This is a genomic window from Streptomyces varsoviensis, from assembly GCF_000718635.1.
Taxonomy (GTDB): domain Bacteria; phylum Actinomycetota; class Actinomycetes; order Streptomycetales; family Streptomycetaceae; genus Streptomyces; species Streptomyces varsoviensis.
On sequence record NZ_JOBF01000005.1, the window covers coordinates 138,040 to 163,153 of the forward strand.

24 protein-coding genes are annotated in these 25,114 nt (G+C 72.4%); 9 read left to right on the top strand and 15 right to left on the bottom strand.

All coding sequences use genetic code 11. The features are described 5' to 3' along the window. Positions 1–66 precede the first annotated feature (66 nt). Positions 67–483 (top strand): hypothetical protein, encoded by a 417-nt coding sequence (locus tag IF55_RS10650; protein ID WP_030881270.1) that lies wholly within the window; start codon positions 67–69, stop codon positions 481–483. A gap of 57 nt (positions 484–540) precedes the next feature. After that, positions 541–1,266 carry a nucleotidyltransferase family protein gene (locus IF55_RS10655; RefSeq protein WP_030881272.1) on the top strand — a complete coding sequence of 242 codons (726 nt, stop codon included), beginning with the start codon at positions 541–543 and terminating at the stop codon, positions 1,264–1,266. A 111-nt stretch (positions 1,267–1,377) separates the two neighbouring features. Here IF55_RS10655 and IF55_RS10660 read toward each other — a convergent pair whose 3' ends face one another. The 3 genes from IF55_RS10660 to cysS all read right to left on the bottom strand — a co-directional run bounded on the left by IF55_RS10660 (position 1,378) and on the right by cysS (position 5,689). Beyond that, positions 1,378–3,033, bottom strand: a complete 1,656-nt coding sequence (locus IF55_RS10660) for a DoxX family membrane protein (protein ID WP_030881275.1) — start codon at positions 3,031–3,033, stop codon at positions 1,378–1,380. A 239-nt stretch (positions 3,034–3,272) separates the two neighbouring features. Next, the gene (gene rlmB, locus IF55_RS10665; RefSeq protein WP_030881276.1) at positions 3,273–4,223 is read right to left on the bottom strand and encodes a 23S rRNA (guanosine(2251)-2'-O)-methyltransferase RlmB; all 951 of its coding nucleotides are present in this window, start codon (positions 4,221–4,223) and stop codon (positions 3,273–3,275) included. Positions 4,224–4,294: 71 nt separating this feature from the next. Continuing rightward, complete coding sequence (gene cysS / locus IF55_RS10670; RefSeq protein ID WP_030881278.1) at positions 4,295–5,689, bottom strand: cysteine--tRNA ligase; 1,395 nt, start codon at positions 5,687–5,689, stop codon at positions 4,295–4,297. 163 nt (positions 5,690–5,852) lie between these two features. Here cysS and IF55_RS10675 point away from each other — a divergent pair, with 163 nt between their 5' ends. Further along, complete coding sequence (locus tag IF55_RS10675; protein ID WP_078644087.1) at positions 5,853–7,019, top strand: acyltransferase family protein; 1,167 nt, start codon at positions 5,853–5,855, stop codon at positions 7,017–7,019. 28 nt (positions 7,020–7,047) lie between these two features. On the opposite strand, the gene IF55_RS10680 is transcribed toward IF55_RS10675, so the two are convergent. The 4 genes from IF55_RS10680 to IF55_RS10695 all read right to left on the bottom strand — a co-directional run bounded on the left by IF55_RS10680 (position 7,048) and on the right by IF55_RS10695 (position 9,720). Then, entirely contained in the window at positions 7,048–7,455 is a 408-nt protein-coding gene (locus tag IF55_RS10680) for a PPOX class F420-dependent oxidoreductase (protein ID WP_030881285.1), read from the bottom strand. 194 nt (positions 7,456–7,649) lie between these two features. Beyond that, positions 7,650–8,156: a 2-C-methyl-D-erythritol 2,4-cyclodiphosphate synthase gene (gene ispF / locus IF55_RS10685; protein WP_030881287.1), complete on the bottom strand. Its 507-nt coding sequence runs from the start codon at positions 8,154–8,156 to the stop codon at positions 7,650–7,652. Continuing rightward, a complete protein-coding gene (ispD, locus tag IF55_RS10690) occupies positions 8,146–8,871 on the bottom strand; it encodes a 2-C-methyl-D-erythritol 4-phosphate cytidylyltransferase (RefSeq protein WP_030881300.1) in 726 nt (241 codons plus the stop codon). The genes ispF and ispD overlap by 11 nt, the downstream gene beginning before the upstream one ends. A gap of 366 nt (positions 8,872–9,237) precedes the next feature. Then, positions 9,238–9,720: a CarD family transcriptional regulator gene (locus IF55_RS10695; protein WP_003953493.1), complete on the bottom strand. Its 483-nt coding sequence runs from the start codon at positions 9,718–9,720 to the stop codon at positions 9,238–9,240. A gap of 713 nt (positions 9,721–10,433) precedes the next feature. Between IF55_RS10695 and IF55_RS10700 the strand changes: the two genes are divergently transcribed. Continuing rightward, entirely contained in the window at positions 10,434–11,111 is a 678-nt protein-coding gene (locus tag IF55_RS10700) for a hypothetical protein (RefSeq protein WP_030881303.1), read from the top strand. A 164-nt stretch (positions 11,112–11,275) separates the two neighbouring features. On the opposite strand, the gene phoP is transcribed toward IF55_RS10700, so the two are convergent. After that, entirely contained in the window at positions 11,276–11,947 is a 672-nt protein-coding gene (gene phoP / locus IF55_RS10705) for a two-component system response regulator PhoP (RefSeq protein ID WP_465270536.1), read from the bottom strand. A 5-nt stretch (positions 11,948–11,952) separates the two neighbouring features. Next, positions 11,953–13,236: a two-component system sensor histidine kinase PhoR gene (gene phoR, locus IF55_RS10710; RefSeq protein ID WP_030881305.1), complete on the bottom strand. Its 1,284-nt coding sequence runs from the start codon at positions 13,234–13,236 to the stop codon at positions 11,953–11,955. A gap of 341 nt (positions 13,237–13,577) precedes the next feature. On the opposite strand from phoR, the gene phoU reads away from it, so the two are divergent. Both phoU and IF55_RS38390 read left to right on the top strand, forming a co-directional pair. Next, positions 13,578–14,276 carry a phosphate signaling complex protein PhoU gene (gene phoU / locus IF55_RS10715; RefSeq protein WP_030881307.1) on the top strand — a complete coding sequence of 233 codons (699 nt, stop codon included), beginning with the start codon at positions 13,578–13,580 and terminating at the stop codon, positions 14,274–14,276. Between the two features lie 550 nt (positions 14,277–14,826). Next, positions 14,827–14,964, top strand: a complete 138-nt coding sequence (locus IF55_RS38390; RefSeq protein WP_106980356.1) for a lasso RiPP family leader peptide-containing protein — start codon at positions 14,827–14,829, stop codon at positions 14,962–14,964. Between the two features lie 82 nt (positions 14,965–15,046). On the opposite strand, the gene IF55_RS10725 is transcribed toward IF55_RS38390, so the two are convergent. Continuing rightward, on the bottom strand, positions 15,047–15,808 hold the full coding sequence (locus IF55_RS10725) for a phosphoglyceromutase (protein ID WP_030881309.1): 762 nt from the start codon (positions 15,806–15,808) through the stop codon (positions 15,047–15,049). A 252-nt stretch (positions 15,809–16,060) separates the two neighbouring features. Between IF55_RS10725 and IF55_RS10730 the strand changes: the two genes are divergently transcribed. Further along, on the top strand, positions 16,061–17,392 hold the full coding sequence (locus IF55_RS10730; RefSeq protein WP_078644089.1) for an MDR family MFS transporter: 1,332 nt from the start codon (positions 16,061–16,063) through the stop codon (positions 17,390–17,392). 90 nt (positions 17,393–17,482) lie between these two features. Here IF55_RS10730 and IF55_RS10735 read toward each other — a convergent pair whose 3' ends face one another. Further along, positions 17,483–19,237 carry a glycosyl hydrolase family 28-related protein gene (locus IF55_RS10735; protein ID WP_030881311.1) on the bottom strand — a complete coding sequence of 585 codons (1,755 nt, stop codon included), beginning with the start codon at positions 19,235–19,237 and terminating at the stop codon, positions 17,483–17,485. A 254-nt stretch (positions 19,238–19,491) separates the two neighbouring features. On the opposite strand from IF55_RS10735, the gene IF55_RS40500 reads away from it, so the two are divergent. Then, positions 19,492–19,824 (top strand): YkvA family protein, encoded by a 333-nt coding sequence (locus IF55_RS40500; protein WP_030881321.1) that lies wholly within the window; start codon positions 19,492–19,494, stop codon positions 19,822–19,824. Here IF55_RS40500 and IF55_RS10745 read toward each other — a convergent pair. After that, positions 19,778–20,386, bottom strand: a complete 609-nt coding sequence (locus tag IF55_RS10745; protein ID WP_245661146.1) for a type III secretion system chaperone family protein — start codon at positions 20,384–20,386, stop codon at positions 19,778–19,780. The two genes, IF55_RS40500 and IF55_RS10745, sit on opposite strands and share 47 nt — an antisense overlap. Beyond that, positions 20,379–21,752, bottom strand: a complete 1,374-nt coding sequence (gene mshA, locus IF55_RS10750; RefSeq protein ID WP_030881333.1) for a D-inositol-3-phosphate glycosyltransferase — start codon at positions 21,750–21,752, stop codon at positions 20,379–20,381. Before mshA ends, IF55_RS10745 begins: the two co-directional genes overlap by 8 nt. Before the next feature lie 1,450 nt (positions 21,753–23,202). Between mshA and IF55_RS10755 the strand changes: the two genes are divergently transcribed. Beyond that, complete coding sequence (locus tag IF55_RS10755) at positions 23,203–24,024, top strand: class I SAM-dependent methyltransferase (RefSeq protein ID WP_048831853.1); 822 nt, start codon at positions 23,203–23,205, stop codon at positions 24,022–24,024. Between the two features lie 47 nt (positions 24,025–24,071). Here IF55_RS10755 and IF55_RS10760 read toward each other — a convergent pair whose 3' ends face one another. Together IF55_RS10760 and IF55_RS10765 are read right to left on the bottom strand one after the other, a co-directional pair. Next, the gene (locus IF55_RS10760; RefSeq protein WP_030881339.1) at positions 24,072–24,494 is read right to left on the bottom strand and encodes an Hsp20/alpha crystallin family protein; all 423 of its coding nucleotides are present in this window, start codon (positions 24,492–24,494) and stop codon (positions 24,072–24,074) included. A 121-nt stretch (positions 24,495–24,615) separates the two neighbouring features. Then, entirely contained in the window at positions 24,616–25,035 is a 420-nt protein-coding gene (locus IF55_RS10765; RefSeq protein ID WP_030881341.1) for an NUDIX hydrolase, read from the bottom strand. Positions 25,036–25,114 lie beyond the last annotated feature (79 nt).

The following is a 25,114-nucleotide window of genomic DNA, read 5'->3' on the forward strand; positions in this document are numbered from 1 at the left end:
TGCCGCATGCAGCGTCCAGCCCGCCATGCCATGCAGCGTCCAGCCCACCACGCGAGGAAGTCCCCCATGAACCACGCAGCGCGCCACATCGGCAGAACACTCGCCTTCGTCCTCCCGGTCGTCCTCGTGCTCTCCGGGACGCTCGCGGTCACCCGGGTGCCGTGGGCCGCGCCCGGTGACTCGCAGGTGCTCGCCGCCTCCTCCGGGACCGCCTCCTCCTCCCAGCCCAAGGCCCGCGCCCCGCACGAGGTGCTGCGCGACCGGCTGCTGACCGAACTCCAGGAGAAGGACCCGGGCGTCGCGCTCACCCACCTCCAGGAGGCGACCGAGAAGCGCCCCTCGCTGGCCGGGCACTGCATGGAGATCGCCCGGGCGCTCGGCAAGGCCGCCGTCGCCAAGTACGGGTCCGTGCGGCGGGCGCACGCCTACTCCCGGCCCGTGTGCGACACGTCCTTCGCCACCGGCGTCATCCACGCGACCTGAGAACCCCACCCGACCGCACCGCACGGCGCGGCCGCACCGCCCCCTATGGTGCGGAGCATGACCGGCACGCACGCGTACCCCGTACAAGCCGTCGTCCTGGCCGGAGGCCAGGGCTCGCGACTGCGCCCCTACACCGACGACCGCCCCAAGCCGATGGTCGAGATCCCCGGCACCGGGACTCCGATCATCGGCCATCAGCTCGCCTGGCTGGCCGCGGAGGGCGTCACGGACGCCGTCGTCTCCTGCGGCCACCTCGCCGAGGTCCTCCAGGACTGGCTGGCCGCCGCGGACCTGCCGCTGCGGGTACGGACCGTCGTCGAGACCGAGCCGCTGGGCCGCGGCGGCGGCCTCAAGTACGCGGCCGCCTCCCTGCCCCATCCCGATCAGCCCTGGTACGCCACCAACGGCGACATCTGGACCCGTTTCTCGCTGCGCGAGATGGCCGCCTTCCACGCCGAGCGTGACGCGACGGCCACCCTGGCCCTGGCCCGGCCCCGGATTCCCTGGGGGGCCGTGGAGACCGACGAGTTCGGCCACGTACTGGACTTCATCGAGTCGCCCCCCTCCCCGTATCTGATCAACGCCGGCGTCTACGTCTTCGCGGCGGACTTCGCCTCGCTGCTGCCCGAGCGCGGCGACCATGAGCGCACGACCTTTCCGAGGCTGGCGCGGCAGCGCCGGCTGGCGGGGTACCCGCTGCCGAACGGCGCGTACTGGCGGGCCATCGACACGGCCAAGGACCTCACGGAGGCCGCCAAGGAACTGGGCGCGCAGCCCCGTTGACACAGCCCCGTTGACACAGCCCCGTTGACCGCGTCGACCGCGGGCACCCCGGACGCGCCGCGGCGCCCCACTCGGCGAGTGGGGCGCCGCGTTCCGTAGCGGGGGCCGCCGTCAGCCCAGCAGGCCGCCCAGCGAGCCCGTGTGGCTCCCGGAGCTTCCTGAGGTGGAGCCGGGGGACTTGGGGGCCGTACCGCCGCCCGTAGAGCCTCCTGAGCCGCCCGAGCCGCCTCCGCCGCTGCCGCCGCCCGCCGGGGCGCCGGTGGAGGTGTGCGGGGGCGCGGCGGGCGCCGCGGGCCGGTTCGGGGGGTGCGGCGCGGGGTGCGCGCCGCCCTGCGTCTGGCGGGGCTGCTGCCCGGGGCCGCCGGTGTGCCCCGGCGCCTTGGCCGCGCCCGGCGCCTTCGAGGGCGTCGGGGACGGCTTGGTGTGGCGCTTGGCGCCGGGCGCGGCCGGCTTGCCGCTGGCCGCCCCCGCACCGGGCCCGGGGGTGCCGGGCCGGGTGGACTTGCCGGGGTGCTGCGGGAGCGGCGAGCCGGGCAGGTGGTTGACGGGCGGGTCGCTGGGGCCGGGGACGTCGGCGGTCTCGGAGGAGCGCACGGCGCCGCCGAGCAGCGAGCCGACGAGCAGCGTGACGCCCGTGACGAAGGCGGCCATGGTCCCGCCGCGGCGCAGGACGCGCTTGCGCAGGTCCCACAGTTGGGAGCGCGGGCCGAGCCTGCGCCACGCCTCGCCGGCCAGCCGCCCGTCCACCGAGTAGACGGGGGCGCCCGCGATGATCAGCGGGCTCCATGCGGCGAGGTAGATGATGTCGGGCGCGTCGTAGGCGGGCACGGTCCGCCAGCTCACGGTGAGCAGCAGCGCCGCGGAGAGCAGCGCGCCGATGGCGGCGGCGAGCCGCTGCCAGAGGCCGAGCACGGTGAGGACGCCGACGGTCACCTGGAGGAACGCGACGGTGAGGCCGGCCCCGACGGGGTGGGCGAGGGCGAAGTCGCGCAGCGGCGAGGCGACGGCCCAGGGGTGCAGGGAGGTGAGCCAGGTGACCATGGAGCCGCGGCGTCCGCCGTCGAAGTAGACGGGGTCGCAGAGCTTGCCCATGCCGGCGTAGATGGAGATGAAGCCGAGGAAGACGCGCAGGGGGAGCAGGACGACGCCGAGGTTCATGCGGCGCCCGGGGTAGTACGCGTGCCGTACGTCGTCGGTCCGCTGCGGGCGAGCGGTCACCTCGTCGTCGAACTCGTCCGGCTCGTAGGGCTCTTCGTCGTACGCGCCCCGGGCGGGCCGTACGCCGTGCAGGAGTTCGCGCGGCGGGTCGGCGGCGGCCGGGTGTTCGACGGGGCCGCGCGGTCCGACGACGGTGTTCCGGGCGGGCGGCCCGTCGTCGAGGCGGACGCGGGGCAGCACCTGGGTCGAGCCGGCGTCCGCGGGGGCCTCGCCGCGCCGTTCGTCGACGGCGGTCGTCAGGCCGGAGTGGCGTACGGCTCGCAGGAGTTCGGTGGCGGCGGGGTCGCCGGGCGCGGTCCGTCCGCTCCACACGACGGGGGCGCGGCGGCGGGGCGGGCCGGCGGCGACGGGGATCTTCGCCGTGTCGGCCAGGCCCGCGAACTGCCGGGCGGCCCGCGGGGGTCGGGCGAGCTGTACGCGGAAGCTCACGTGGTTGACGATGACTTGCGCCGGGTCACTGGGGACCTTCACCGTGCTCAGCGCGGGCTGGTCGTCGTATCCCGGCGAGCTTCCCCCCGTGGGGCGGGGTGTTCTGGTGTCCACACTCATCTAACCGAGTGACGAGTGTTTAGGACACTGTTTGACCGGGCCGAAGTGTCCGAGGCCCGTCAAGGCCGGAGCCCGGGCGCCGGGCCGCCGCGCGAGGCCCCGCCGCGCGGAGCGCCGCCCCGTCGAACCGCCGCCGCGCGAGGCCCCGCCGCGCGGCTCACCGCCGCGTCGGCCACCACCGCGCGGAGCGCCGCCGTCCCCGCCCCGGGCAGGGCGGGGACGGAGCGGCGCGCGGCGCGTCAGGCGCGCTGCCGGGCCGCCTCGTACAGCACGACGCCCGCGGCGACGCCCGCGTTGAGGGACTCCGCGCCGCCCGGCATCGGGATGCGCGCCCGCAGGTCGCAGGTCTCGCCTACGAGCCGGGACAGCCCCTTGCCCTCGCTGCCGATGACGATCGCGACGGGCCCGTCGAACGCCTGGACGTCGCCCAGCTCGGTCTCGCCCTCGCCCGCGAGGCCCACGACCGTGAGCCCCGCCTTCTGGTACGCCTCCAGGACGCGCGTCATGTTGGCGGCGCGCGCCACGGGCGTACGGGCGGCGGTGCCCGCCGAGGTCTTCCAGGCGCCGGCGGTCATGCCGGCCGCGCGGCGCTCGGGGACGACGACGCCGTGACCGCCGAAGGCGGAGACGGAGCGGACGATCGCGCCGAGGTTGCGGGGGTCGGTGATCCCGTCGAGCACGACGATGAGCGGGTCCTCGCCGGCGTCGAAGGCGGCGGCGGTGAGGTCGTCCGGGTGCGCGTAGTCGTACGGCGGCACCTGGAGGACGACGCCCTGGTGGTTGAGGCCGCCCGTCATCCGGTCCAGCTCGGGCCGGGGCGCCTCCATGAGGTTCATGCCGCGCTCGGTGGCGAGCTGGATGGCGGCGCGCACCCGCTCGTCGCTGTCGATGTACTGCTGGACGTAGAGCGTGTTGGCGGGCACGCCCTCGCGCAGCGCCTCGGCGACCGGGTTGCGGCCGACGACGAGTTCATTGGTGCCCTTGGGGCCGCCGCGGCGCGGCGCGGGGCGCTTGGCCTCGTGGCGCGCCTTGGCGGCGGCGACGCGGTTCTTCTGGTGTCCCTTGCGGGCGGCGGCGGGCGGGGTGGGGCCCTTGCCTTCGAGGGCCTTGCGCCGGTGGCCGCCACTGCCGACCTGCATGCCCTTCTTGTTGGACGTGCGGCGGTTTCTGCGTTGGCTGTTCCCGGCCATGGGTCACCTGTCTCTTCACTGCTGTGAGCCGCCCGGGACGACTCGGAAAACGTACGTACGAAAAGTGTCGCTCAGGAGAGCGACCAGCGCGGGCCGGAGGGCGTGTCCTCGATGGCGAGGCCGGACTGCTGGAGCTGGTCGCGGATGGCGTCGGCCGTGCCGTAGTCCTTACGGGCGCGGGCCGCCTGCCGCTGCTCCAGTACGAGCCTGACCAGCGAGTCCACCACGCCGTGCAGATCGTCGCCGCGGTCGCCCGGGCCGCCGGACCAGTGCTCGTCGAGCGGGTCGAGACCCAGCACGCGGAGCATGGCCCGTACCTCGGCGAGGCGGGCGACGGCGGTCTCCTTGTCGTCGGCGGTCAGCGCGGAGTTGCCCTGGCGGACGGTGGTGTGCACGATCGCGAGCGCCTGCGGGACGCCGAGGTCGTCGTCCATGGCCTCGGCGAAGGCGAGCGGCACCTCGTCGGCGGGCTCGACGGTCTTGCCGGCCTTCTCGCAGACCCGCTGCACGAACCCCTCGATCCGCGCGAACGCGGACTCGGCCTCGCGCAGCGCCTCCTCGCTGTACTCGATCGTCGAGCGGTAGTGCGGGGTGCCCAGGTAGTAGCGGAGCACGATGGGGCGCCAGCGCTGGACCATGTCGGCGACGAGCACCGAGTTGTCGAGCGACTTGGACATCTTCTCGCCGCTCATGGTGACCCACGCGTTGTGGCACCAGTAGGAGGCGAAATCGTCGCCGTACCCCTTGGCCTGGGCGATCTCGTTCTCGTGGTGCGGGAAGATCAGGTCGATGCCGCCGCCGTGGATGTCGAACGCCTCGCCCAGGTACTTGTGGGCCATGGCGGAGCACTCCAGGTGCCAGCCGGGCCGGCCGCGCCCCCAGGGGGTCTCCCAGCTCGGCTCGCCGGGCTTGGCGGCCTTCCACATGGCGAAGTCGCGCGGGTCGCGCTTGCCGGTCTCGCCCTCGGAGGGCTGGAGCAGGTCTTCGAGGTCCTGGTTGGACAGGGCGAGGTAGTCCGGGTACGAGCGCACGTCGAAGTAGACGTTGCCGTCGGCGGCGTAGGCGTGGCCGCGCTCGATGAGGCCGCGCATCATCTCGATCATCTCGGGGACATGGCCCGTGGCGCGCGGCTCGTAGGTCGGGCGCAGGCAGCCGAGCGCGTCGTACGCGGTGTTGAAGGCGCACTCGTTGCGGTACCCGATGGCCCACCACGGTTCGCCCTGCTCGGCCGCTTTCTTGATGATCTTGTCGTCGATGTCGGTGACATTGCGCACGAACGTCACGTCGTAGCCGCGGTAGGTGAACCAGCGGCGCATGATGTCGAAGTTGAGTCCGGATCGAATGTGCCCGATGTGCGGTGCGGCCTGCACGGTCGCGCCACAGAGGTAGATCGAGACACAGCCCGGCGAGAGCGGGATGAAATCACGGATCTGCCGGGCGCTGGTGTCGTACAGGCGAATGCTCACGCAATAAGGGTAGTGGGCCGGGGACAGTGCCTCACCCGCCATCCGCTTTGCCCGCTATTTGCGTTTTGCAGCTAAATGACAGGTATCCGTGGTAGCTTCCCCGGCACGCCTCGCCTGCCCGGTGGGGCTCCGGGGAAACCAGGAGCAGGAACCAGGAGGAGCGTTGCACTCCACACTGCCCGTACAGCAGGAGGCTCCGAGCACCGCACCGGTCGCACCGGTGGCACCTGATGGGCAGCCCCGCAGACGGCTGGCCGCCCTCGACGGACTGCGGCTGTTCGCGGCGCTGATGGTCGTCGCGTACCACTACATCGCCTTCGACAGCGGCGCCTGGCCCAAATCCTCGAAGACCCTCTTCCCCACCGCCTATCTGCCGGCCTCCTACGGCTGGCTCGGGGTCGAGCTGTTCTTTCTCATCAGCGGCTTCGTGATCTGCATGAGCTGCTGGGGGAAGAGCCTCGGGCAGTTCGCCCTCTCGCGGCTGACCCGGCTCTACCCCGCGTACTGGTTCGCGGTGGTGCTCGTCTCGCTCGTCGTCTTCGTCTGGCCGGTGGTCAACGAGGCCCCCTCCTGGGGCGACGCGGCCGTCAACCTGACGATGTTCCAGGACCCCCTGGGGGTGACGCCGGTCGATGGCGTGTACTGGACGCTGTGGCTGGAGATGCGGTTCTATCTGCTCTTCGCGATCGTCGCCTGGCGCGGGCTCACCTACCAGCGCGCCGTGGCGTTCTGCGTGCTGTGGGCCATCGCGGCGATCGTCGCCGAGGCCGTCGACAACAGCCTCCTCAGCCAGCTACTGCTGCCGGACAACTGCTGGTACTTCATCGCGGGCATCGCCTTCTACCTGATGCACCGCTTCCGGCCGAACCTGCTGCTGTGGACCATCGTCGGCGGCTGCTTCCTGATCGGCCAGCACTACCTGCTCCAGGCGCACGCCCGGGCCGAGGAGCACATGGGCCACCAGATCCCGAGCTGGCCGACCGTGGCGATCCTCGCCCTTTTCTTCCTGCTGGTCGCGGCCGTCTCGCTGGGCTGGACCCGGCGGATCGACTGGCGGTGGCTGTCCACGGCGGGCGTGCTCACCTATCCGCTCTACCTCGTCCACGAGCGCATCGGCTGGGTGGTCATCGAGCACTTCGCGGATCACGTGCCGTATTACGCGCTGCTGCCGGGGCTGGTCGCGGCGATGCTGGGCTTCGCGTGGCTGGTGCACCGCTATGTCGAGCGCCCGCTGGCCCGCCTGCTCAAGCGCGGGATGCAGCGGGCGGTCGCGGAGATCAGGGCCGGCCAGCCCGCGGGTCGGACCACGGGTCGGGCCGCGGGCGGTTGAGGGGGCCCGGCTGAGCGGAAGCCTCCGCTCAGATGGAGCCGACGACCTTGCGCGCCTCGACCCGTACGACCACGCGCTGCGCGTCGTCCTTGGAAGCCGGGTTGAATTCGGCGTAAGCCTTCCCGGTGTACTTCCGCGACAGCTCGTCGATCAGCTCGTCGGCGCCGTCCGTGGTGATCGTGGCGACGCCGCGGACCTCGGCGTAGGAGTACGGCGCGTCGGCCGGATTGATCATCACGGTGATCCGGGGATCGCGGCGCAGGTTCTTCTCCTTGCGGCGGCCGACCGTGGTGGAGAGCAGCAGGTCGTCGCCGTCCCGCTTGACCCAGACGACGGAGAGCTGCGGGCTGCCGTCGGGCTGGATGGTCGCGACGGTCACGAAGACCGGCTTGTCCAGGAGGTTCTTGAGGTCGTCGGAGAGTGCTGCGGTTGCCATGACGGTGACCCTTCGCTGCGCTGTCGGAGCCGGATACGGCCGGGCCATGCGATCCGTACCCAACTCCTCGCGGGGCACCCGCATTCCCCGCCCGGCCGTCCCCCGTACGGCGGCCGCCCGTTTCGGCCATTTACTCCAGGGCGACACGGCTCCAGGACGGCGCCCCGGGCCCGTACCGTGCGCCCCGTACCGCCTCAGACCCGGACGAGCAGGGCGGTCGCGACGGCCGCGAGGCCCTCGGCGCGGCCGGTCAGCCCCAGGCCGTCCGAGGTCGTGCCGGAGACCGAGACGGGCGCGCCGACCGCCGCCGAGAGCGCCTTCTGGGCCTCCTCGCGCCGCTTGCCGATCTTCGGCCGTACGCCGATGACCTGGATCGCGACGTTGCCGATCTCGAACCCGGCGGCCCGTACGATCCGGGCGGCCTCGGCGAGCAGCACCGTGCCCGCGGCCCCGGACCACTCGGGCCGGTCCGTGCCGAAGTGCGCGCCGAGGTCGCCGACGCCGGCGGCGGAGAACAGCGCGTCGCACGCGGCGTGCGCGGCGACGTCCCCGTCGGAGTGGCCCGCGAGGCCGTGCGTCGCGTCCTCCCAGAGCAGGCCCGCGCACCACAGTTCGCGGCCCTCCTCGAAGGCGTGCACGTCGGTGCCGATGCCGACCAGCGGCAGCGCGGGGCGGGCGGACGCGGTGGGGTCAGAAGCCATCGTTGGCCCTCCTGCGGGCGAGTACGGCCTCGGCCAGGACCAGGTCCAGCGGCCGGGTCACCTTGAACGCCTCCTCGTGGCCGGGCACGAGGACGACCGGGACGCCGAGCCGCTCGACCATCCCGGCGTCGTCCGTGGCGCCGTCGCCCTCCAGGGCGACGCGCTCGTGCGCCTCGGCGAGCGTGGCGCGGTCGAAGCCCTGCGGGGTCTGCACGGCGCGCAGCCGGGCCCGCTCGGGCGTGCCGACGACCGGCTCGGGCTCGCCGGCCGGGCGCGGCTCGACCTGCTTGACGGTGTCCGTCACCGGCAGGGCGGGCACGACCGCGGGGGCCCCGGCCCGTACGGCCGCGACGACGGCGTCCACCGTGTCGACGGGGACGAGCGGACGGGCCGCGTCGTGCACGAGGACGGCGGTGATGTCGGCGGGGAGCGCCGCGAGGCCGAGCCGCACGGACTCCTGGCGGGTGTCGCCGCCGGGGACGACGAGCACGTCGGTACGGTCCGCGAGCGGGTACTCGTCGAGGAGGTTGCGCACCTCGGCGGCCCCGTCGGCGGGGGCGACCACGACGACGAGGGAGACGGCGCGGGAGACGGCCATCGCCCGGACGGCGTGGATCAGCATGGGCGTGCCGTTCAGCGCGCGGAGCGCCTTGGGGGCGCCGGGTCCGAGGCGGACGCCACGGCCGGCCGCGGGGATGACCGCGGCGGTGCGCACGGGCGTACGAGCGGTCGCCGTTCGGACGGCTGTACGGGCCGGCGTGGCGCCGGAAGCGCTCTCGGACGTGGTCAGCGGAGCGCGGTCGGAGTTCGCGTTGGCGTTCAGGTTTGCTTCCTCGGCCGAGTTGGGTATGGCCACAGCGTGCCGGGCGCGAAGCCCCGATCAGCCCCTTCCGTGACCGCTGGTCGAGCCAGCCGCCCGGGCCCGGCACGCCAAGTACGGCGGGCGGTGCACCGAGCGCAGAGATGCCGCAGCGCCCGGCGATTGACTTCCGTCATTCACGCGGGCACCGCGGCACCACTGCCTCTGAGAGCACTTGCCTTACGTCGAATTACGTCGAGCTGTCATGCGACAAGCGTGGCGTCAGGACGCGAGGACCTCGTCGAGCAGGGCCTCGGCCTTGTCTTCGTTGGTGTTCTCCGCGAGGGCGAGTTCGCTCACCAGGATCTGCCGGGCCTTGGCGAGCATCCGCTTCTCACCTGCGGAGAGTCCGCGCTCGCGCTCACGGCGCCACAGGTCGCGGACGACCTCGGCGACCTTGATCACGTCGCCTGACGCGAGCTTCTCCAGGTTTGCCTTGTAGCGGCGGGACCAGTTCGTCGGCTCTTCCGCATACGGTGCGCGGAGCACCTCGAAGACCCGGTCGAGCCCGTCCTGGCCGACCACATCGCGCACGCCGACGAACTCCGCATTGTCCGCTGGCACGCGAACCGTAAGGTCACCCTGGGCGACCTTCAGCACCAAGTAGGTCTTGTCCACGCCTTTGATCTGGCGAGTTTCGATGGCCTCGATCAGCGCGGCCCCGTGATGGGGATAGACCACGGTGTCGCCAACCTTGAACGTCATGTGACAGGTACCCCTTCCGTGGCTATCCAGTCTAACACGGGAACAGGCGGTTCTGAATGGCGTTTTCGCAGGTCAGGGCATATCTCAGGGCTTGACAACAACGCCCGGAACGTGCTGCGGCAGCGGTGCGGAAGCAGGTATTCGCAGGTGGGAGCGGCTGTCCGGGCAGGGAGAAACGGGCACGTTACACACGCTTGGGGTGTCCTCGGAGAGGGTCTACGTCCCGGTTTGCCGGAGTCCGAGTGGTGGACTTCCGCTACTCCGTTCGGGGCCTCTCCGCCTTCGCCGCGACCGGATTCACTAATTGATCACAAGAACGCGATCACTCCGTTGATCAATTCCGGGGGCCTTCCCGGATGCGCCGCGGAAGCTCCCCGCGCATTCCTCGACTCGGCCTTACTGATCCGTACTGTTCCTTACTCATCCTTACTGAACCTTGCCGATAATTTGCCCGGCCGACCGCGTGTGCCATTTCCGCGGGTCCGCAGGGCGCTCGGGAGCGGCAGCCGGGGAGAGGTCGCGGGGCCGCCGCGCTGACGGCCTGTCGGCCGTGGGGGCGGGTCGGGTGCGGCGGCCGTCCGGCGGCTCGGTAACCTGAGGCCGCTGACACACCCTTAGGGCGGCTTTACACCCGTGTACCGCCGCCCACGCCGTCCATCCGCGACCGGGCAGACCGTTCGGCCGCCGTAGCTCGTCTAGGAGATGCCGCCGCCGTGAGCAGCAGCCTTCGACGCGGCGCCCTCGCCGCCACCGCCCTCGTGCTCTCGATCGCACCGCTCTCCGCGTGCGCGGCGGGTACGAGCCCCCAGACCCTTGAGGTCAAGCCGGACAACGCCGCCGTCACGGTCGGCGACATCAAGGTCCAGAACGTGAACGTGATCACTCAGCCGGACCAGGACACCGAGGGCCCGGCCGTCATCACCGCCCACGTCTTCAACAACAGCAGCGACGAGCAGACCCTGAAGGGCATCACGCTGGCCGGCAAGACCCTGCCCGTGAAGCTCTCCCCCGCCAAGGGCGGCGGCCCGCTCGTCGTACCCGCGCACGGCTCCGTGAACCTCGGCGGCGAGGGCAACGCCTCCGCCGTGCTGTCGAGCGGCCGCGAGGGGCTGCGGGACGGGGAGCAGCAGCAGCTCGTCTTCGACTTCAGCTCGACGGGCGCGGTGCGCGTGGGCGCGTTCGTCGTCCCGGCCAAGACCTACTTCGAGAAGTGGGGCCCCAGCCAGCTCCCCTCGCCGTCCCAGACGGGCTCGGGGAAGCCCGGCTCCACGCCGACCGCCGGCAGCCCCACCGGGACCCCCTCGGGCAAGCCCGGCGGCAAGAACTCGGCGACCCCGACGAACGGCGCGAGGCCGGGCGGCGACACCGGCCAGCAGAGCGCCGGGCACTGAACGACGGCCTCGTAGAGACGGTCTCGTAAAGGGGCCTGTGACGTCGCCGCCCGCCACCCCTCATAGGGGCGGCGGGCGGCGTTTTCACGAGTTTGTTCGACGAGCCCGTTTCACGAGTCCGTACGGGCGGTGTCCGGTGGGCCGTACGACGTGCCGAGGGCGGCCTACGGCTCGAACTTGTAGCCCAGGCCGCGGACGGTCACCAGATAGCGCGGCGCGCCCGGGTCGGGCTCGATCTTGGCGCGCAGCCGCTTCACATGGACGTCCAGGGTCTTGGTGTCGCCCACGTAGTCGGCGCCCCAGACGCGGTCGATGAGCTGCATCCGGGTCAGCACCCGGCCCGCGTTGCGCAGCAACATCTCCAGCAGGTCGAACTCCTTGAGCGGCAGGTCCACCTTGCCGCCGGAGACGGTGACGACGTGGCGGTCCACGTCCATGCGCACGGGGCCGGCCTCCAGGGCGGCCGGGGTGACCTCCTCCGGCTCGCCGCGCCGCCGCAGGACGGCCCGGATGCGGGCGACCAGCTCGCGGGAGGAGAAGGGCTTGGTCACATAGTCGTCGGCTCCTATTTCCAGCCCGACGACCTTGTCGATCTCGCTGTCCTTGGCGGTCACCATGATGACCGGGACATTGGAGCGGCCGCGCAACTGGCGGCAGACCTCCGTGCCGGGCAGGCCCGGCAGCATCAGGTCGAGCAGCACCAGATCGGCGCCGTTGCGTTCGAACTCGTCCAGCCCATCGGGTCCGGTGGCCGCGATCGCGACCTCGAAACCCTCCTTGCGGAGCATGTACGACAACGCGTCGCTGAACGATTCCTCGTCCTCGACGACGAGCACTCGGGTCACGGAAGGACCTCCGGGGCAGGCAGATGTTCGGTGGTGAAGGTCTCGTACGGGCGGTCCTCGTCGTCGAGGCCGCCGTCGGGTCGGCCGTCGGGGCCGGTCCGCGCGTTCGCTGAGCGGTCCCGGCCGCGGGGGGTGCCCGCCTCCGGGAGCCGCAGGGTGAAGGTGGAGCCCTGGCCTTCGGAGCTCCACACCGTGACCTCCCCGCCGTGCGAGGCGGCCACGTGCTTGACGATGGCGAGGCCGAGGCCGGTCCCGCCGGTGGCGCGCGAGCGCGCCGGGTCGACGCGGTAGAACCGCTCGAAGACGCGCTCGCGGTCCTTCTCGGAGATGCCGATGCCCTGGTCGGTCACCGCTATCTCGATGAGCGCGCCGCCGGGGGCGGCGATCCGGCGGGCGGCGATGCCCACCCGCGTACGGGCCGGGCTGTAGTTGACGGCGTTCTCGACGAGGTTGCCGAGGGCGGCGGCGAGCTGGCCGCGGTTGCCCCAGACGTGCAGGTCGGCGGTGCCGCCGGCGGCCATGGTGATCTGTTTGGTGCCGGCCTGGTGGCGGCACCGGTCGATGGCCTCGGCGACCAGCTCGTCGACCCGGACCGGCTCGGCGTCCTCCAGCGGGTCGTCGTTCTGCACGCGGGACAGGTCGATGAGCTCCTGGACCAGGTTGGTGAGGCGGGTCGCCTCGGTCTGCATGCGTCCGGCGAAGCGCGTGACGGCCTCCGGGTCGTCGGAGGCGTCCATGACGGCCTCCGAGAGCAGGGAGAGCGCGCCGACGGGCGTCTTCAGCTCATGGCTGACGTTGGCGACGAAGTCCCGGCGCACGGCCTCTATGCGGCGGGCCTCCGTGAGGTCCTCGACGAGCAGCAGCACCAGCCGGGAGCCCAGCGGAGCCACTCTGGCCGACACCGCGAGGGCGTCGCCCCGGCCCGTACCGCGCCGGGGGAGATCCAGCTCGACCTGGCGTATCTCGCCGTCCCGGCGGGTGTCGCGGGCCATCTGGAGCATCGGCTCCACGGCCAGCTTCCCGCCGCGCACCAGCCCGAGCGCGTACGCCGCGGAGCTGGCCTTGACCACGGCGTCGCCCTCGTCGAGCACCACCGCCGAGGACCGCAGCACGGAGAGCACGGTGTCCACGCCGGGCGGCAGGACGGCGTCCGTGTGCAGCGAGCTGCGGGTCGGGCGGGACTGGTCACGCTCGCTCCAGCGGAACGCCAGCATGGCGATCACTCCGGTGCACAGCCCGGCGATCGCTGCCGCAGCGGCGACGGCCGCGTCCACGTTCATGCCTCCAGGTTATGCGGGGGGTACGACAGGCCCGCAGCCAAATGGGTGCCGTCTCGAACACTCGTCTCCCAGAGTTCACCTTCACGACAGTGCCGGTTCACTCGGGCGGCCGGATCCGGACGCGTTGCGGCTCGAACGTAGGAGCGTGGGGCCGTACGGCACGCCGGAACGGCGGCGGCGCGGCGGGCCGCCGGCGCTCGGGCCACCGCCTCAAGCATCCGGCTCAGGCATCCGCCTATCCGGCACCTGGCCCACAGGCACCTGGCTCACAGGCATCCGGCTCTCAAGCATCTGGCTCAGGTCACCGGCTCGGGCCGCTGGAACAGAAGGAAGGTCACGGAATGCGGGACGCGTACCACGAGGAGCTGGACTCCATCGGCGAGGGCCTCGTCGAGATGGCCCGGCTCGTCGGCTCCGCGATCGGGCGCGCCACCACGGCGATCCTCGACGCGGACCTCAAGCTCGCCGAGTCCGTCATCGCGGCGGACGAGAAGGTCGACGATCTCCAGCGCGACCTGGAGGCGCGGGCCATAGCCCTGCTGGCCCGCCAGCAGCCGGTCGCGACCGACCTGCGGATCGTCGTCACCTCGCTGCGCATGAGCGCCGACCTGGAGCGCTCCGGCGACCTGGCGCAGCACGTCGCCAAGCTCGCCCGGCTGCGCTTCCCGGACCGGGCGGTGCCGCGCGACCTGCACGCCACCATCCTGGAGATGGGGCAGCTCGCGCAGCGGCTGATGGCCAAGGCGGCCGAGGTCATCATCACCAAGGACGTCGACCTGGCGCTCCAATTGGAGCAGGACGACGACGCGATGGACCTGCTGCACCGGACGCTCTTCCAGCACCTGATGGACGACCGCTGGAAGCACGGCATCGAGACGGCCGTGGATGTGACGCTGCTGGGCCGCTATTACGAGCGGTTCGCGGACCACGCCGTGTCGGTGGCCAAGCGCGTGGTCTACCTCGTCACGGGCGAACACGCGGACGAACTGGCGTCGCAGCCGAACCCGACGGGAGACGCGGGCCCCATGGAGGGCCCCTGAACGCGGCTCCCGGCCTGCGTGCTTCCCCACCCGCCCCGGCCGACCTGCCCGAACACCACCCGAACAGCGCCGGGCCGTCCGGGTGTGCGGAAAAGTGCTCCCGCGCGCCGTTCACGCGCCCGCCGGTACGGGCATTGACTGAAGAACAGGCACAGGCAGCGGACCACCTCCGAGGAGGTACTACATGGCCGACACTCCTTGTCCGATAGTCAGCGTCATCGGGACGGGCAGCGCTCCCACGCCGCCCCCCGCGCTCAGCGGCTGCCAGTGCGGCCCCGGCTGCTCATGCGGCTGCCAGTCCGGCGGCCCGTGCCAGTGCGGCGGTAGCTGCGGCTGAGCCACGTACAGCCCGTACACATGTGGGGCCCCGGCCGGCTGGCCGGGGCCCCACATGCGGTCGTACACGCCTCCGCAGCTCCTGCGTCGGCGTCGGCGTCGGCGTCGGCCACTCATATGGGTGACCTTCGGCGTGTCGTGGTGTAACTGACCGGCGGGTGCCGGATACCCCCGGTGGGTGGATGGTCCATCCGTGGATCGGGAGGTGCCCCGCATGGCCGAGAACCTGCTCTTCGAGTCCGACGACGTGTACGAGACCCCCACACTGACCGACGCCGGCGACTTCGCCGCCCTCACCCAGGGCGGCCACTGGCGCCTCCCCGAGGGCCCCGGAAGCCTGGAGGACTACTGACCGGCCCGGACGCTGCCCCGGATCACGACATCACGCCCCTGCCCCGCGCCACCAGCGCGGGGCAGGGGCGTGATCGCGAGAACTACTTCTTCTTGCCCTGGTTCTTCACTGCCTCGATGGCGGCCTTCGCGGCCTCCGGGTCGAGGTAGGTGCCGCCGGGGTTGAGGGGGCGGAAGTCGGCGTCGAGCTCGTAGGAGAGCGGGATGCCGGTGGGGATGTTGAGGCCGGAGATGTCCTCGTCGGAGATGCCGTCGAGGTGCTTGACCAGGCCGCGGAGGCTGTTGCCGTGGGCGGCGACGAGGACCGTGCGGCCGGCGAGGAGGTCGGGGAGGATGCCGTCGAACCAGTACGGGAGCATGCGGACGACGACGTCCTTCAGGCACTCCGTCCGGGGGCGCAGCTCGGGCGGGAGCGTCGCGTAGCGGGGGTCGGAGAACTGGGAGTACTCGGCGTCGCGGTCGAGCGGCGGCGGCGGGGTGTCGTACGAGCGGCGCCAGAGCATGAACTGCTCCTCGCCGAACTCGGCGAGCGTCTGCGCCTTGTCCTTGCCCTGGAGGGCGCCGTAGTGGCGCTCGTTCAGCCGCCAGGAACGGTGGACGGGGATCCAGTGGCGGTCGGCGGCCTCCAGCGCGAGCTGGGCGGTGCGGATCGCGCGCTTCTGGAGCGAGGTGTGGACCACGTCGGGGAGCAGACCGGCGTCCTTGAGCAGCTCTCCGCCGCGGACCGCCTCCTTCTCGCCCTTCTCGTTGAGATTGACGTCCACCCACCCGGTGAACAGGTTCTTCGCGTTCCACTCGCTCTCGCCGTGGCGGAGGAGGATCAGCTTGTACGGTGCGTCGGCCATGCCCCTGAGCGTAATCGACCCGGCCTTTCCGCCCCGCGCCCGGCTCTGCCCTGAGACCGGTGCTTCTCTCCGGCGTCCGTCCGTCGTGCTGCCGGGAGCGCCCCCGGCTGATCGTTCGCCCGGCCTCCCCGTCGATTGACGATCAGCGTCAATCCATTGGCGCCCCCGCCCCCGCTCTTTGTAAGTTGCGGTCCACAGAAGAGCCACTTACTACCGTCGCGCGTCGCCGGTAGCTTCCTCGGGGGTCGCACCATGTCAACCAGCAGCTTGAGACGCGCCGTGCACGAGAGTGTGTCCGGGCTGCCCCGGGCCTTCTGGTGGCTGTGGACGTCCACGCTCGTCAACCGCCTCGGGGCGTTCGTCGCGACCTTCATGGCCCTGTACCTGACGATCGAGCGCGGCTACTCGGCCTCGTTCGCCGGGCTCGTGGCGGCGCTGTACGGGCTCGGCGGCGCCGTCGCCTCGATCGGCGCGGGCGTGCTCACCGACCGGCTCGGGCGGCGGCCGACGATGCTCGCCGCGCAGTCCTCGACCGCCGTGCTCGTCGCGGTGCTCGCCTTCGTGGAGCACCCCGTCGCGATCGCGGGCGTCGCGCTGCTGGTCGGCATGGCCGCCAGCGCCTCCCGGCCCGCCGTGCAGGCGATGATGGCGGACATCGTCGCCCCCGAGGACCGCGTACGGGCCTTTTCACTCAACTACTGGGCGATCAACCTGGGATTCGCGCTCTCCTCGATCGGCGCTGGCTTCATCGCCGAGTACAGCTACCGCGCCGGGTTCCTCATCGAGGCGGTGATGACGATGGCGTGCGCCGTCCTCGTCTTCGTCAAGCTGCCGGAGTCCCGCCCCGACCAGGCCCCGACCGCGGCCGGCAGCACCGCCGCGCCGTCCGTGCACCTCGGCACCGTACTGCGCGACGGCCGTTTCATGGCGCTCGTCGGGCTCTCCGTCCTGATCGGGCTGATCTTCCAGCAGGGTTCCGTGGCCCTGCCCGTGGCGATGGGCGCGGACGGCTTCTCCAGCGGCGACTTCGGGCTCGCGATCGGCGTCAACGGCGTGCTCATCGTCGTGCTCCAGATCCCGGTCACCCGCTTCATCGCCCGCCGCGACCCCCGCATGCTGCTCGTCGTCTCGGCGCTCCTCGCGGGCTACGGCTTCGGCCTGACGGCCTTCGCCGGTTCGCTCGCCCTGTACGCGCTGACCGTGGCCGTATGGACGCTGGCCGAGGTCGTCAACGCGCCCGTGCAGATGGGGCTGGTCGTACGGCTCTCCCCCACCCACGGACGCGGGCGCTACCAGGGCGTGTACTCCCTCTCCTGGTCGGTCGGCTCCCTGGCCGCCCCGCTCATCGGCGGCCGGGTCATCGACGAGTACGGGGCCGCCTGGCTGTGGGGCGGCTGCGCGGCGGTCGGCACCGTGGCCGCCGTCGGGTACTGGGGCCTGATGCGCGGCCTGCCGGAGGGCCCGGAGGCGGAGACGACGGACTCCGGGGACGAGGCGGGGACGGGCTCCGGGGGCGAAGCGGCGAAGGCGAAGCCCAAGACCGTCTCCGGCCCGCCTGAGCGCGACGCCCAGCCGGCCGGGTGAGCTGAGGGCCGGGCCTGGCCGCCGGGGCCTCGCACCGGAGGTCCGGAGGGAGGCGGGGGGACACGTATCGGAGGGAGGCGGGGCCTCGTATCAGAGCCTCCGCTGCGCCTCGTACAGATTCCGCGGCCATACGGCCTCCGGGTGGCCGTACGCCTCCACGCGCGCGTGCAGCGGCCCGGTGAAGTCCGGTACGTCGATCTGGCCGAACTGCCTGACCTCGCTGATGCCGGCCGTCGCGCTGTACGGCGCGATGTCGTCGATCTTCACGCAGCCGGCGCGCCCATTGACGACGCGTACGTTCCAGTGCGTGAACCGCGCTCCGTACAGCGGTCCGGCGCTGGCGTCGCCGCCGTGCGAGCCGGTGTTGTTCACGGTGATGTCCGTGCGCACGTCGGCGAACGGCAGCCCCCGGTGGGTGTCGAAGGTGCCCATCTCCATCCGGCCGCGCGACCAGACGTTGTAGCTGGAGAGGCCCTCGACGTTGATGCCGTGCAGTTGCGTGCCGGGCGGAGCCGGGACCGTACGGGCGTCGATCGTGAAGTCCTCGACGAGGTTGTCGTGCGAGCCCTCGCGGCAGCAGTACGGGTGGTGGCTGCCGCGTCCGGAGACGCGGGTGCGGCGCAGGGTGCATGCCTTGGCGGCGACGAGCAGGAATCCGTTGTCGACGTTGTTCACGCGTACGTCGTCGACGCGGCAGTCCCAGGCGCACTGGAGGGCGACGCCGTTGTACCCCTTGTCCAGCAGGTGCTTGGCCTGCGGCGTCTCGACGGCGTCGAGGGTCAGCCCCTCGACGCCGGAACCGGTCACCGGCCGGATCAGGGTGGTCAGTTCGGGCCGCCAGCCGGGGCGGGCGTCCAGGGGCAGCGGCCGGTCGAGGGTGACGCGCCGGCCGCGTACGGCGGTGACGCGGCACGGCCACTCGTACGGCACGTACGAGGTGAGCTTCGTCTTGTCGGACCACCGGTAGCCGCGCGCGCCCTCGACATCGCCGGCCATGTGCTGGAGGAGGGTGTGGCCGGCGTCGTCGGTGAGGCGCAGCAGGACGCGGTCGCCGCGGCGCAGGCGCGAGGGGTCGGCGACGGTGACGGTCCAGTCGCCTTGGCGGGCCGGCGCGGCGATGGCGGTGAGGGTGCGGAATTCGTCGCGCTCGTTGCCCGTCCAGCCCTCGAACGGCCAGTCCTCGGCCTTGATCGCGTCGGTCAGGGTGTGCCAGCGCTCGCGCGGGCAGATCCAGATGAGCCCGCCGGCCCACGACCAGGCCGACTTGTTCCCGCCGTAGCGGCTGCCGTACGGGCCGATGATCTCGGTGAGGCTGCGGGTGGCGTGGAGGGTGGTGCGGGAGGAGCCGGCGCCGCGCAGGACGACGTTGTCGTAGCCGATGCGGATGACGTCGTCGACGCGGTACGTGCCCGGGGGCACCGTGACGATGCCGCCGCCGCGGCGTCCGGCGGCCTCGATGGCGCGGTTGATGGCGGGCGCGGAGTCGGCGGAGCCGTCGCGCTTCGCGCCGTGGTCGAGGACGTTCACGACGGGGCCGCGGGGGCGGGGGAAGGAGCGGGAGCCTCCGTAGTGGCCGGCGCGGCCGATGTAGGGGATGTTCGGGTGGGCGTAGGGGTTTCGGGTGAACTCCCGCCAGAGGCTGCGCCCTTGAAGCCCTTGAAGCCCTTGAAGCCCTTGAAGCCCTTGAAGTCCTTGAAGTCCTTGAGCGCCTGGGGCGCCTGGGGTGGTCGGGGCGGCGGCTGCCGGAATGGGGGGCGCGGCGAGTGCGGCGGCTCCGGCCGCCGCCGTGGCGATGGCGCCGCCGAGGAGCGTGCGTCGGGTGAGGTCCATGAGTCGACCTTCCATATTTTCATGGATATGAACGCTGTTCATGTGAGCGACACCCCGCGACAATGCCACGCGCCTGCGGCGGGCGGAAGGGGTCGTGCACGAGCACCGCGCGTGGCTTCGGCGGCCACCGCCGCCGCGTTTGGTACAACGGCACCCCGACCGGCGCGCGGCGACTGCACCGGCCGCGACGGGGAACCCGCCGCCTACGAGCGACGGCCGCACGCTACGTACGCGCCGGAGCCGGCCGCATCCCCCCTCAGGAGGGCCGTTTGAGCGCCGAGTTGAAGACTCTCCTCGCACTGGCCGTACTGGCGGCCGTAGCGGTGTTCGCCCTGGCCGCGTTTCTGACGGTCCGGCTGATCCGCACCCGCAGAATCCTCAAACAAGCGGGCGTCCCCCTGGAGCACAAAGCCGCCTATTGGGGCGCCCTGCTCTACACCCTCTCCCCGGTCGACCTCCTCCCCGACCCCGTCTACCTGGACGACATCGGAGTCCTGCTCCTGGCCCTGCACGTCCTCCAGTCGTCGGCGCGCACGAGGCCGGCCGGGCCGGGCGTCACTCCCGACCCTCGCCCTCGCTCCCCTCGCCGGTCAGATTCGTGAACGCGGCCAGGTTTCGGGTGGACTCGCCGCGGGAGGTGCGCCAGGCGTATTCCTTGCGGATGGCCGTGGCGAAGCCCATTTCGAGGAGGGTGTTGAAGGAGCCGTCGGCGTTCTCCAGGACGGTGCCGAGGACGCGGTCGACTTCTTCGGGGGTGACGGCGGCGAGGGGGAGGCGGCCGACGAGGTAGATGTCGCCGAGGTGGTCGATGGCGTAACTGACGCCGTACAGGCGGGTGTTGCGCTCCAGGAGCCAGCGGTGGACGGCGTCGTGGTTCTCGTCGGGGTGACGGACGACGAAGGCGTTGACGGAGAGGGAGTGCCGGCCGACGGCAAGGGAGCAGGTCGTGGAGAGCTTGCGGGTGCCGGGGAGGGTGACCACGTAGGTGCCGGTGGAGGGGGACTCCCACTCCAGTTCGGCGTCCTTGAGGGTCGCCTCGATGACGCGCCGCGCGTCAGCCGCCGTGTCCGCCGTGCCGGTGGTGTCCGTCGTGCCGGTGGTGTCCCTCGTGCCGGTCGCGTCCGTCGTGCCCGTTTCGCCAGCCGTGTCAGCCGTATCAGCCATGTGTCGAGCGTAGGCGACGCCGCCGTTCCTGCATCGCGGCGGTGTAGACGTCGGCGGTCGCGGCGGCGGCGGTGTCCCAGCCGAAGGAGCGGGCGTGCCGGGCGGCGCGCTCGCCCATACGGTCGACGAGTTCCGGGTTCTCGGCGAAGCGCCGGAGGGCCCGGGCGTAGTCGGCGGGGTCGTGGCCGTCGATGAGGAAGCCGCTCTCGCCGTCGCGTACGGCCACGGGCAGGCCGCCCACCGCCGCCGCGACGACCGGCGTGCCGCAGGCTTGCGCCTCGACGGCCACCAGGCCGAAGGATTCGCTGTAGGAGGGCATGACCAGCACGGACGCGGCCCGGTACCAGTCGGCGAGCTGTTCCTGGCCGACCGGCGGCCGGAACTGCACGACGTCCGCGATGCCGAGCCGGGCCGCCAGCTTGTGCAGCCCCTCCGGCTTGGCGAGGCCGCTGCCGCTGGGGCCGCCGACGACGGGGACGACGATGCGCGAGCGCAGCGCCGGGTCCTCGTCCAGGAGCGCGCCGACCGCGCGGAGCAGGATGTCCGGGGCTTTGAGCGGCTGTATGCGGCCCGCGAACAGCGGTATCAGCGCGTCCTGCGGCAGCCCCAGGCGGGCGCGGGCGGCGGCGCGGCTCGCGCTCACGTCGGGGCCGGCGGGACAGAACCGTTCCAGGTTGACGCCGGGGTGCACGACGGCGACCTCGCCGGGGTCGGCCGCGTAGTGCCGTACCAGTTCCTCCGCCTCTTCGGCGGTGTTGGCGATGAGCCGGTCGGCGGCCCGTACGATCTGCGTCTCGCCGATGACGCGCGCCGCGGGTTCGGGCGTGTCGCCGGCCGCCAGGGCGGCGTTCTTGACCTTGGCCATGGTGTGCATGGCGTGTACGAGCGGCGCGCCCCAGCGTTCGGCGGCGAGCCAGCCGACGTGGCCGGAGAGCCAGTAGTGGGAGTGCACGAGGTCGTAGTAGCCGGGGCGGTGCCCGGCCCACGCCTGCATCACGCCGTGCGTGAAGGCGCAGAGCTGGGCGGGCAGTTCCTCCTTGGCGAGCCCTTCGTACGGGCCGGCGTCGATGTGCCGGACCAGGACGCCGGGGGCCATCTCGACCGTGGGCGGGAGGGACGCGGTGGTGGCGCGGGTGAAGATCTCGACCTCGACGTTGATCGCGGCGAGGCGCTTGGCCAGTTCTACGATGTAGACGTTCATGCCGCCCGCGTCGCCCGTGCCGGGCTGGTGCAGCGGCGAGGTGTGAACGCTCAGCATGGCGATGCGCCGGGGCCGCCGGGAGGTGCGGCGCAATCGCGACGGCCCGGAGAGCGGGCCGTGGGCGCGGCTCCGGCGCGCACCGAGCCGCGGTACGTACTGGCTCACCGTACGTGTCCTCCTGCGTAGGCGGGCTACAGCTTCCAGCGTTGCAACACCGGAGGAGCCGCCTCCCATTTCCCCTTTTGCCAAACCGTGACAGTCCCCTGCCGGGGGCTTCGGGGGCCTACGGGGGTGGCTTGCGCCTTGCGCGGGCTTGCGCCGCGCGGTGGGGGTGCACCTGGCGGCGGGCTTGCACCTGGCGGTGGGTACATGCGCCTCACGGCGGTGCGCCTGGCGGCGGGCTGGGGCCGCGCGGTAGGTACGTGCGCCTCACGGCGGGGGGGGGTGCGCCTCACGGCGGGGGGGTGCGCCTCACGGCGGGGGCCTGCGCGGGGCTGCACCTCACGGTGGGGGGTGTGCTTGACCGCGGCGGGCTTGCACCTCGCGGTGGGGGTGCGCCTGCGGCGGGGGCGCGCTTCGCGCCGAGGGCTGCGTCTCGCGGTAGGGGTGCGCCTCACGGCTGGGCTTTGCGCCTCACGGCTGGGCGGGGCACCTCACGGTGAGAACTGTGTCAGGCTCCGGGCTCGCGCCGCGCGGTAGGTACGTGCACCTCGTGGTTGGCCTGCGCCTCGCGACGGAGAGGTGCGTCTCACGGCAAGGTTGCGCCTGACGGCGCCGGGCTGCACCTCACGGTAGGGGGCGCCTCGCGGCGGGGGTGCGCCTCGCGGCGGGGGGCGCCTCGCGGCGGGGGGCGCCTGCGGCGGGCCCACATCTCACGGTGGGAAACGTGCACCTCCCATTGAGGGCTGCGCCAGGTGGCGGGCTCGCTCCGCGGCGGCAGGTACGGGCGCCTCACGTTAGGAGTGCGCCATGCAGCGGGGACCGCGCCTCGGCGGGCCTGCGTCTCGCGACGAGGGTGCCCCTGCGGCGGACCTGCACCTCGCGCCGAGGGTCCCCCTGAGGCGGGCTCCACCTCACGGTGAGGGCTGCGCCTCCTCGCGGTTGGGGGCAGCGATGGCCCGCACCTCGCGGCAGGCGTGCCCCTTGCGGCGGGCCTGCATCTCGCGGTGGGTCCACATCCCGCGGCAGAGGTGTGCCTGCGGCAGGTTTGCCCCTACCGCCGAGGGCTGCGCCTTACGGCAGGCCTGCGCCTCGCAGAGGGGAACGGCGTCTCGCGGTGGGGCAGTGGGGAGTCGGTCGGGGCGGGGAGCCGGTGGGGGCCAGGTGGGGCCCCAGGCGGAAAGCCAGGGGCCCGGGCGGGGGCCGAGCGGGAGCCTGGAGGAGGCCGGTTCCGGCCCCGGGCGGGAGCTGGCCGGGAGTCTCGTGGCCCAGGCCGGTATGAGCCGCGCGGGAGTCCGGAGGGCCCCGGTGGGGGCCCGGCCGGGGCCGGGCTCGTGCCGGCGTGGGCCATGTCCGGTGGAGGCCCCGTGGCAGCCCGCTGGTAGCGGGTTGGCGAATCCCGTGAGGGGCAGGCAGGCCGCCGGGGGGCCGCGGTGGAGCGTTTACGCTCTTGTGCATGTCTGTTGTCGTGCCGCCCGGCCGCCGTTTTGTGAGGTCGCGGCCGGTGGGTTCGGCGACGCGGGGGACGACGAATCCGAATCGGTTGCGTCGTATGGACCGGTGGATAGCCGCGGTGCACGCGGCCGCGCTGGTGCGGAGTTCCGACCCCGTGGCGGTTGATCTCGGGTACGGGGCCGCGCCCTGGACCGCGGTCGAGTTGCTGGCGCGGTTGCGGACCGTACGGCCGGGGGCCGAGGTTGTCGGGGTCGAGATAGATCCGGCGCGGGTCGCGGCGGCGGTGCCGTACGAGCGGGCCGGGCTGGTCTTCGCGCACGGCGGCTTCGAGGTGCCGTTGCCGGGCGGCCGGCGGCCGGTGCTGATACGGGCGGCGAATGTACTGCGGCAGTACGGCGAGGCCGAGGTCGCCGACGTCTGGGCGCGGCTGTGCGCGCGGCTCGCCCCGGACGGTCTCCTCGTGGAGGGCACCTGCGACGAGATCGGCCGCCGCCACGTGTGGGTCGCGCTGGGCCCCGAGGGCCCGCGCACGGTGACCTTCGCGGCCCGCCTCGCCTCCCTCGACCGCCCCTCCGACCTGGCGGAACGGCTGCCGAAAGCGCTCATCCACCGGAACGTGCCGGGCGAGCCGATACACGCCTTCCTCCGCGATTTCGACCGCGCCTGGGCCTCCGCCGCCCCCTACGCCGACCTCGGCGCCCGCCAGCGCTGGATTCGAGCCGCGGCCGCGCTCGCCACCGCCTGGCCCCTCGTAGGCGGTCCGCGCCGCTGGCGGCAGGGGGAACTCACGGTGCGGTGGGACGCGCTCGCGCCGCGTGGGTGAGCCGGGCCGCCCACCCACGCGGCGCGTCCTTCCGGCAGTGGCTCGGCTCAGCCCTTGATCTGCTTCGGCGAGCCGCCGCCCGTGATCTGGATCTTGCGCGGCTTGGCCTGCTCGGCGACCGGCACCCGGAGCGTCAGCACTCCCGAGTCGTACGAGGCGTCGATGCGGTCGGTGTCCAGCGTCTCGCCGAGGAAGAGCTGCCGGCTGTACGTGCCGGACGGCCGTTCGTTGGCGATCAGTTCCGCGCCGTCGGGGGCCGGGGAGCGGCGCTCCGCGCGCACGGTGAGGACGTTGCGTTCCACATCGAGGTCGATGGACTCGGGGTCGACACCGGGCAGGTCGAAGTGGACCACGAACTCGTCGCCGGAGCGGTACGCGTCCATCTGCATGGCCGCCGGGCGAGCCGCCGTGCCGAGGACCTGCTGGGTGAGGCGGTCGATCTCCCGGAACGGGTCCGTACGCATGAGCATCACAGGGCATCTCCTTCCACGTTGGCTGTCTGTGAAGCCCTACGCACTCCTATATAGCGCCACGGAAGAAAATTGACAAGCCCCGACTCAAGAATGCGCCAGCGGGAGGCATAGCACCAGGTCAGGCCAGGTGCAGCGCTGCCAGCAGCGCATCGATCAGCGTACGGTCGCGGGCCTGCGTGAGGCGCGCGCGAGCGGCGGCGGGCGGCAGCCACAGCAGGCGGTCCACTTCCCGGTTGGGCTCGAAGGCACCACCCGTCGCCTCCGCCGCCCAGTACCGGACCTCCTTGGGCCGCCCGCTCGCCATGTAGTGCGCGGTGGGCAGGATCGCCCCCGGCGCGCACTCCATGCCGGTCTCCTCCAGCACCTCGCGCTTCGCGCCGGTCAGGGCGTCCTCGCCGCGCTTCAGCTTGCCCTTCGGATGCGACCAATCGTTGTATTTCGGCCGATGTACGAGCGCGATCTCCAACTGCCCGTCGGCCGGGCCGCGCCGCCACAGCACGCAGCCCGCGGCGCGGATGGTTCCGTCCACCATCGTCATCCCGTCGCTCCGCTCCTCGCTCGTCGCTCGTCTCCTACGGGCGCGAGGCACCCTCTCCGCCGGGCCGCTCCGCCCTCCG

Excerpts from the sequence above, each read along its gene's own strand:
- IF55_RS10650 (WP_030881270.1), top strand. The coding sequence starts at position 67 with ATGAACCACGCAGCGCGCCACATCGGCAGAACACTCGCCTTCGTCCTC.
- IF55_RS10655 (WP_030881272.1), top strand. The coding sequence starts at position 541 with ATGACCGGCACGCACGCGTACCCCGTACAAGCCGTCGTCCTGGCCGGA.
- IF55_RS10660 (WP_030881275.1), bottom strand. The coding sequence starts at position 3,033 with ATGAGTGTGGACACCAGAACACCCCGCCCCACGGGGGGAAGCTCGCCG.
- rlmB (WP_030881276.1), bottom strand. The coding sequence starts at position 4,223 with ATGGCCGGGAACAGCCAACGCAGAAACCGCCGCACGTCCAACAAGAAG.
- IF55_RS10680 (WP_030881285.1), bottom strand. The coding sequence starts at position 7,455 with ATGGCAACCGCAGCACTCTCCGACGACCTCAAGAACCTCCTGGACAAG.
- ispF (WP_030881287.1), bottom strand. The coding sequence starts at position 8,156 with ATGGCTTCTGACCCCACCGCGTCCGCCCGCCCCGCGCTGCCGCTGGTC.
- IF55_RS10695 (WP_003953493.1), bottom strand. The coding sequence starts at position 9,720 with ATGACGTTCAAGGTTGGCGACACCGTGGTCTATCCCCATCACGGGGCC.
- phoR (WP_030881305.1), bottom strand. The coding sequence starts at position 13,236 with ATGAACGTGGACGCGGCCGTCGCCGCTGCGGCAGCGATCGCCGGGCTG.
- phoU (WP_030881307.1), top strand. The coding sequence starts at position 13,578 with ATGCGGGACGCGTACCACGAGGAGCTGGACTCCATCGGCGAGGGCCTC.
- IF55_RS38390 (WP_106980356.1), top strand. The coding sequence starts at position 14,827 with ATGGCCGAGAACCTGCTCTTCGAGTCCGACGACGTGTACGAGACCCCC.
- IF55_RS10725 (WP_030881309.1), bottom strand. The coding sequence starts at position 15,808 with ATGGCCGACGCACCGTACAAGCTGATCCTCCTCCGCCACGGCGAGAGC.
- IF55_RS10730 (WP_078644089.1), top strand. The coding sequence starts at position 16,061 with ATGTCAACCAGCAGCTTGAGACGCGCCGTGCACGAGAGTGTGTCCGGG.
- IF55_RS10735 (WP_030881311.1), bottom strand. The coding sequence starts at position 19,237 with ATGGAAGGTCGACTCATGGACCTCACCCGACGCACGCTCCTCGGCGGC.
- IF55_RS10745 (WP_245661146.1), bottom strand. The coding sequence starts at position 20,386 with ATGGCTGATACGGCTGACACGGCTGGCGAAACGGGCACGACGGACGCG.
- IF55_RS10755 (WP_048831853.1), top strand. The coding sequence starts at position 23,203 with ATGTCTGTTGTCGTGCCGCCCGGCCGCCGTTTTGTGAGGTCGCGGCCG.
- IF55_RS10760 (WP_030881339.1), bottom strand. The coding sequence starts at position 24,494 with ATGCTCATGCGTACGGACCCGTTCCGGGAGATCGACCGCCTCACCCAG.
- IF55_RS10765 (WP_030881341.1), bottom strand. The coding sequence starts at position 25,035 with ATGACGATGGTGGACGGAACCATCCGCGCCGCGGGCTGCGTGCTGTGG.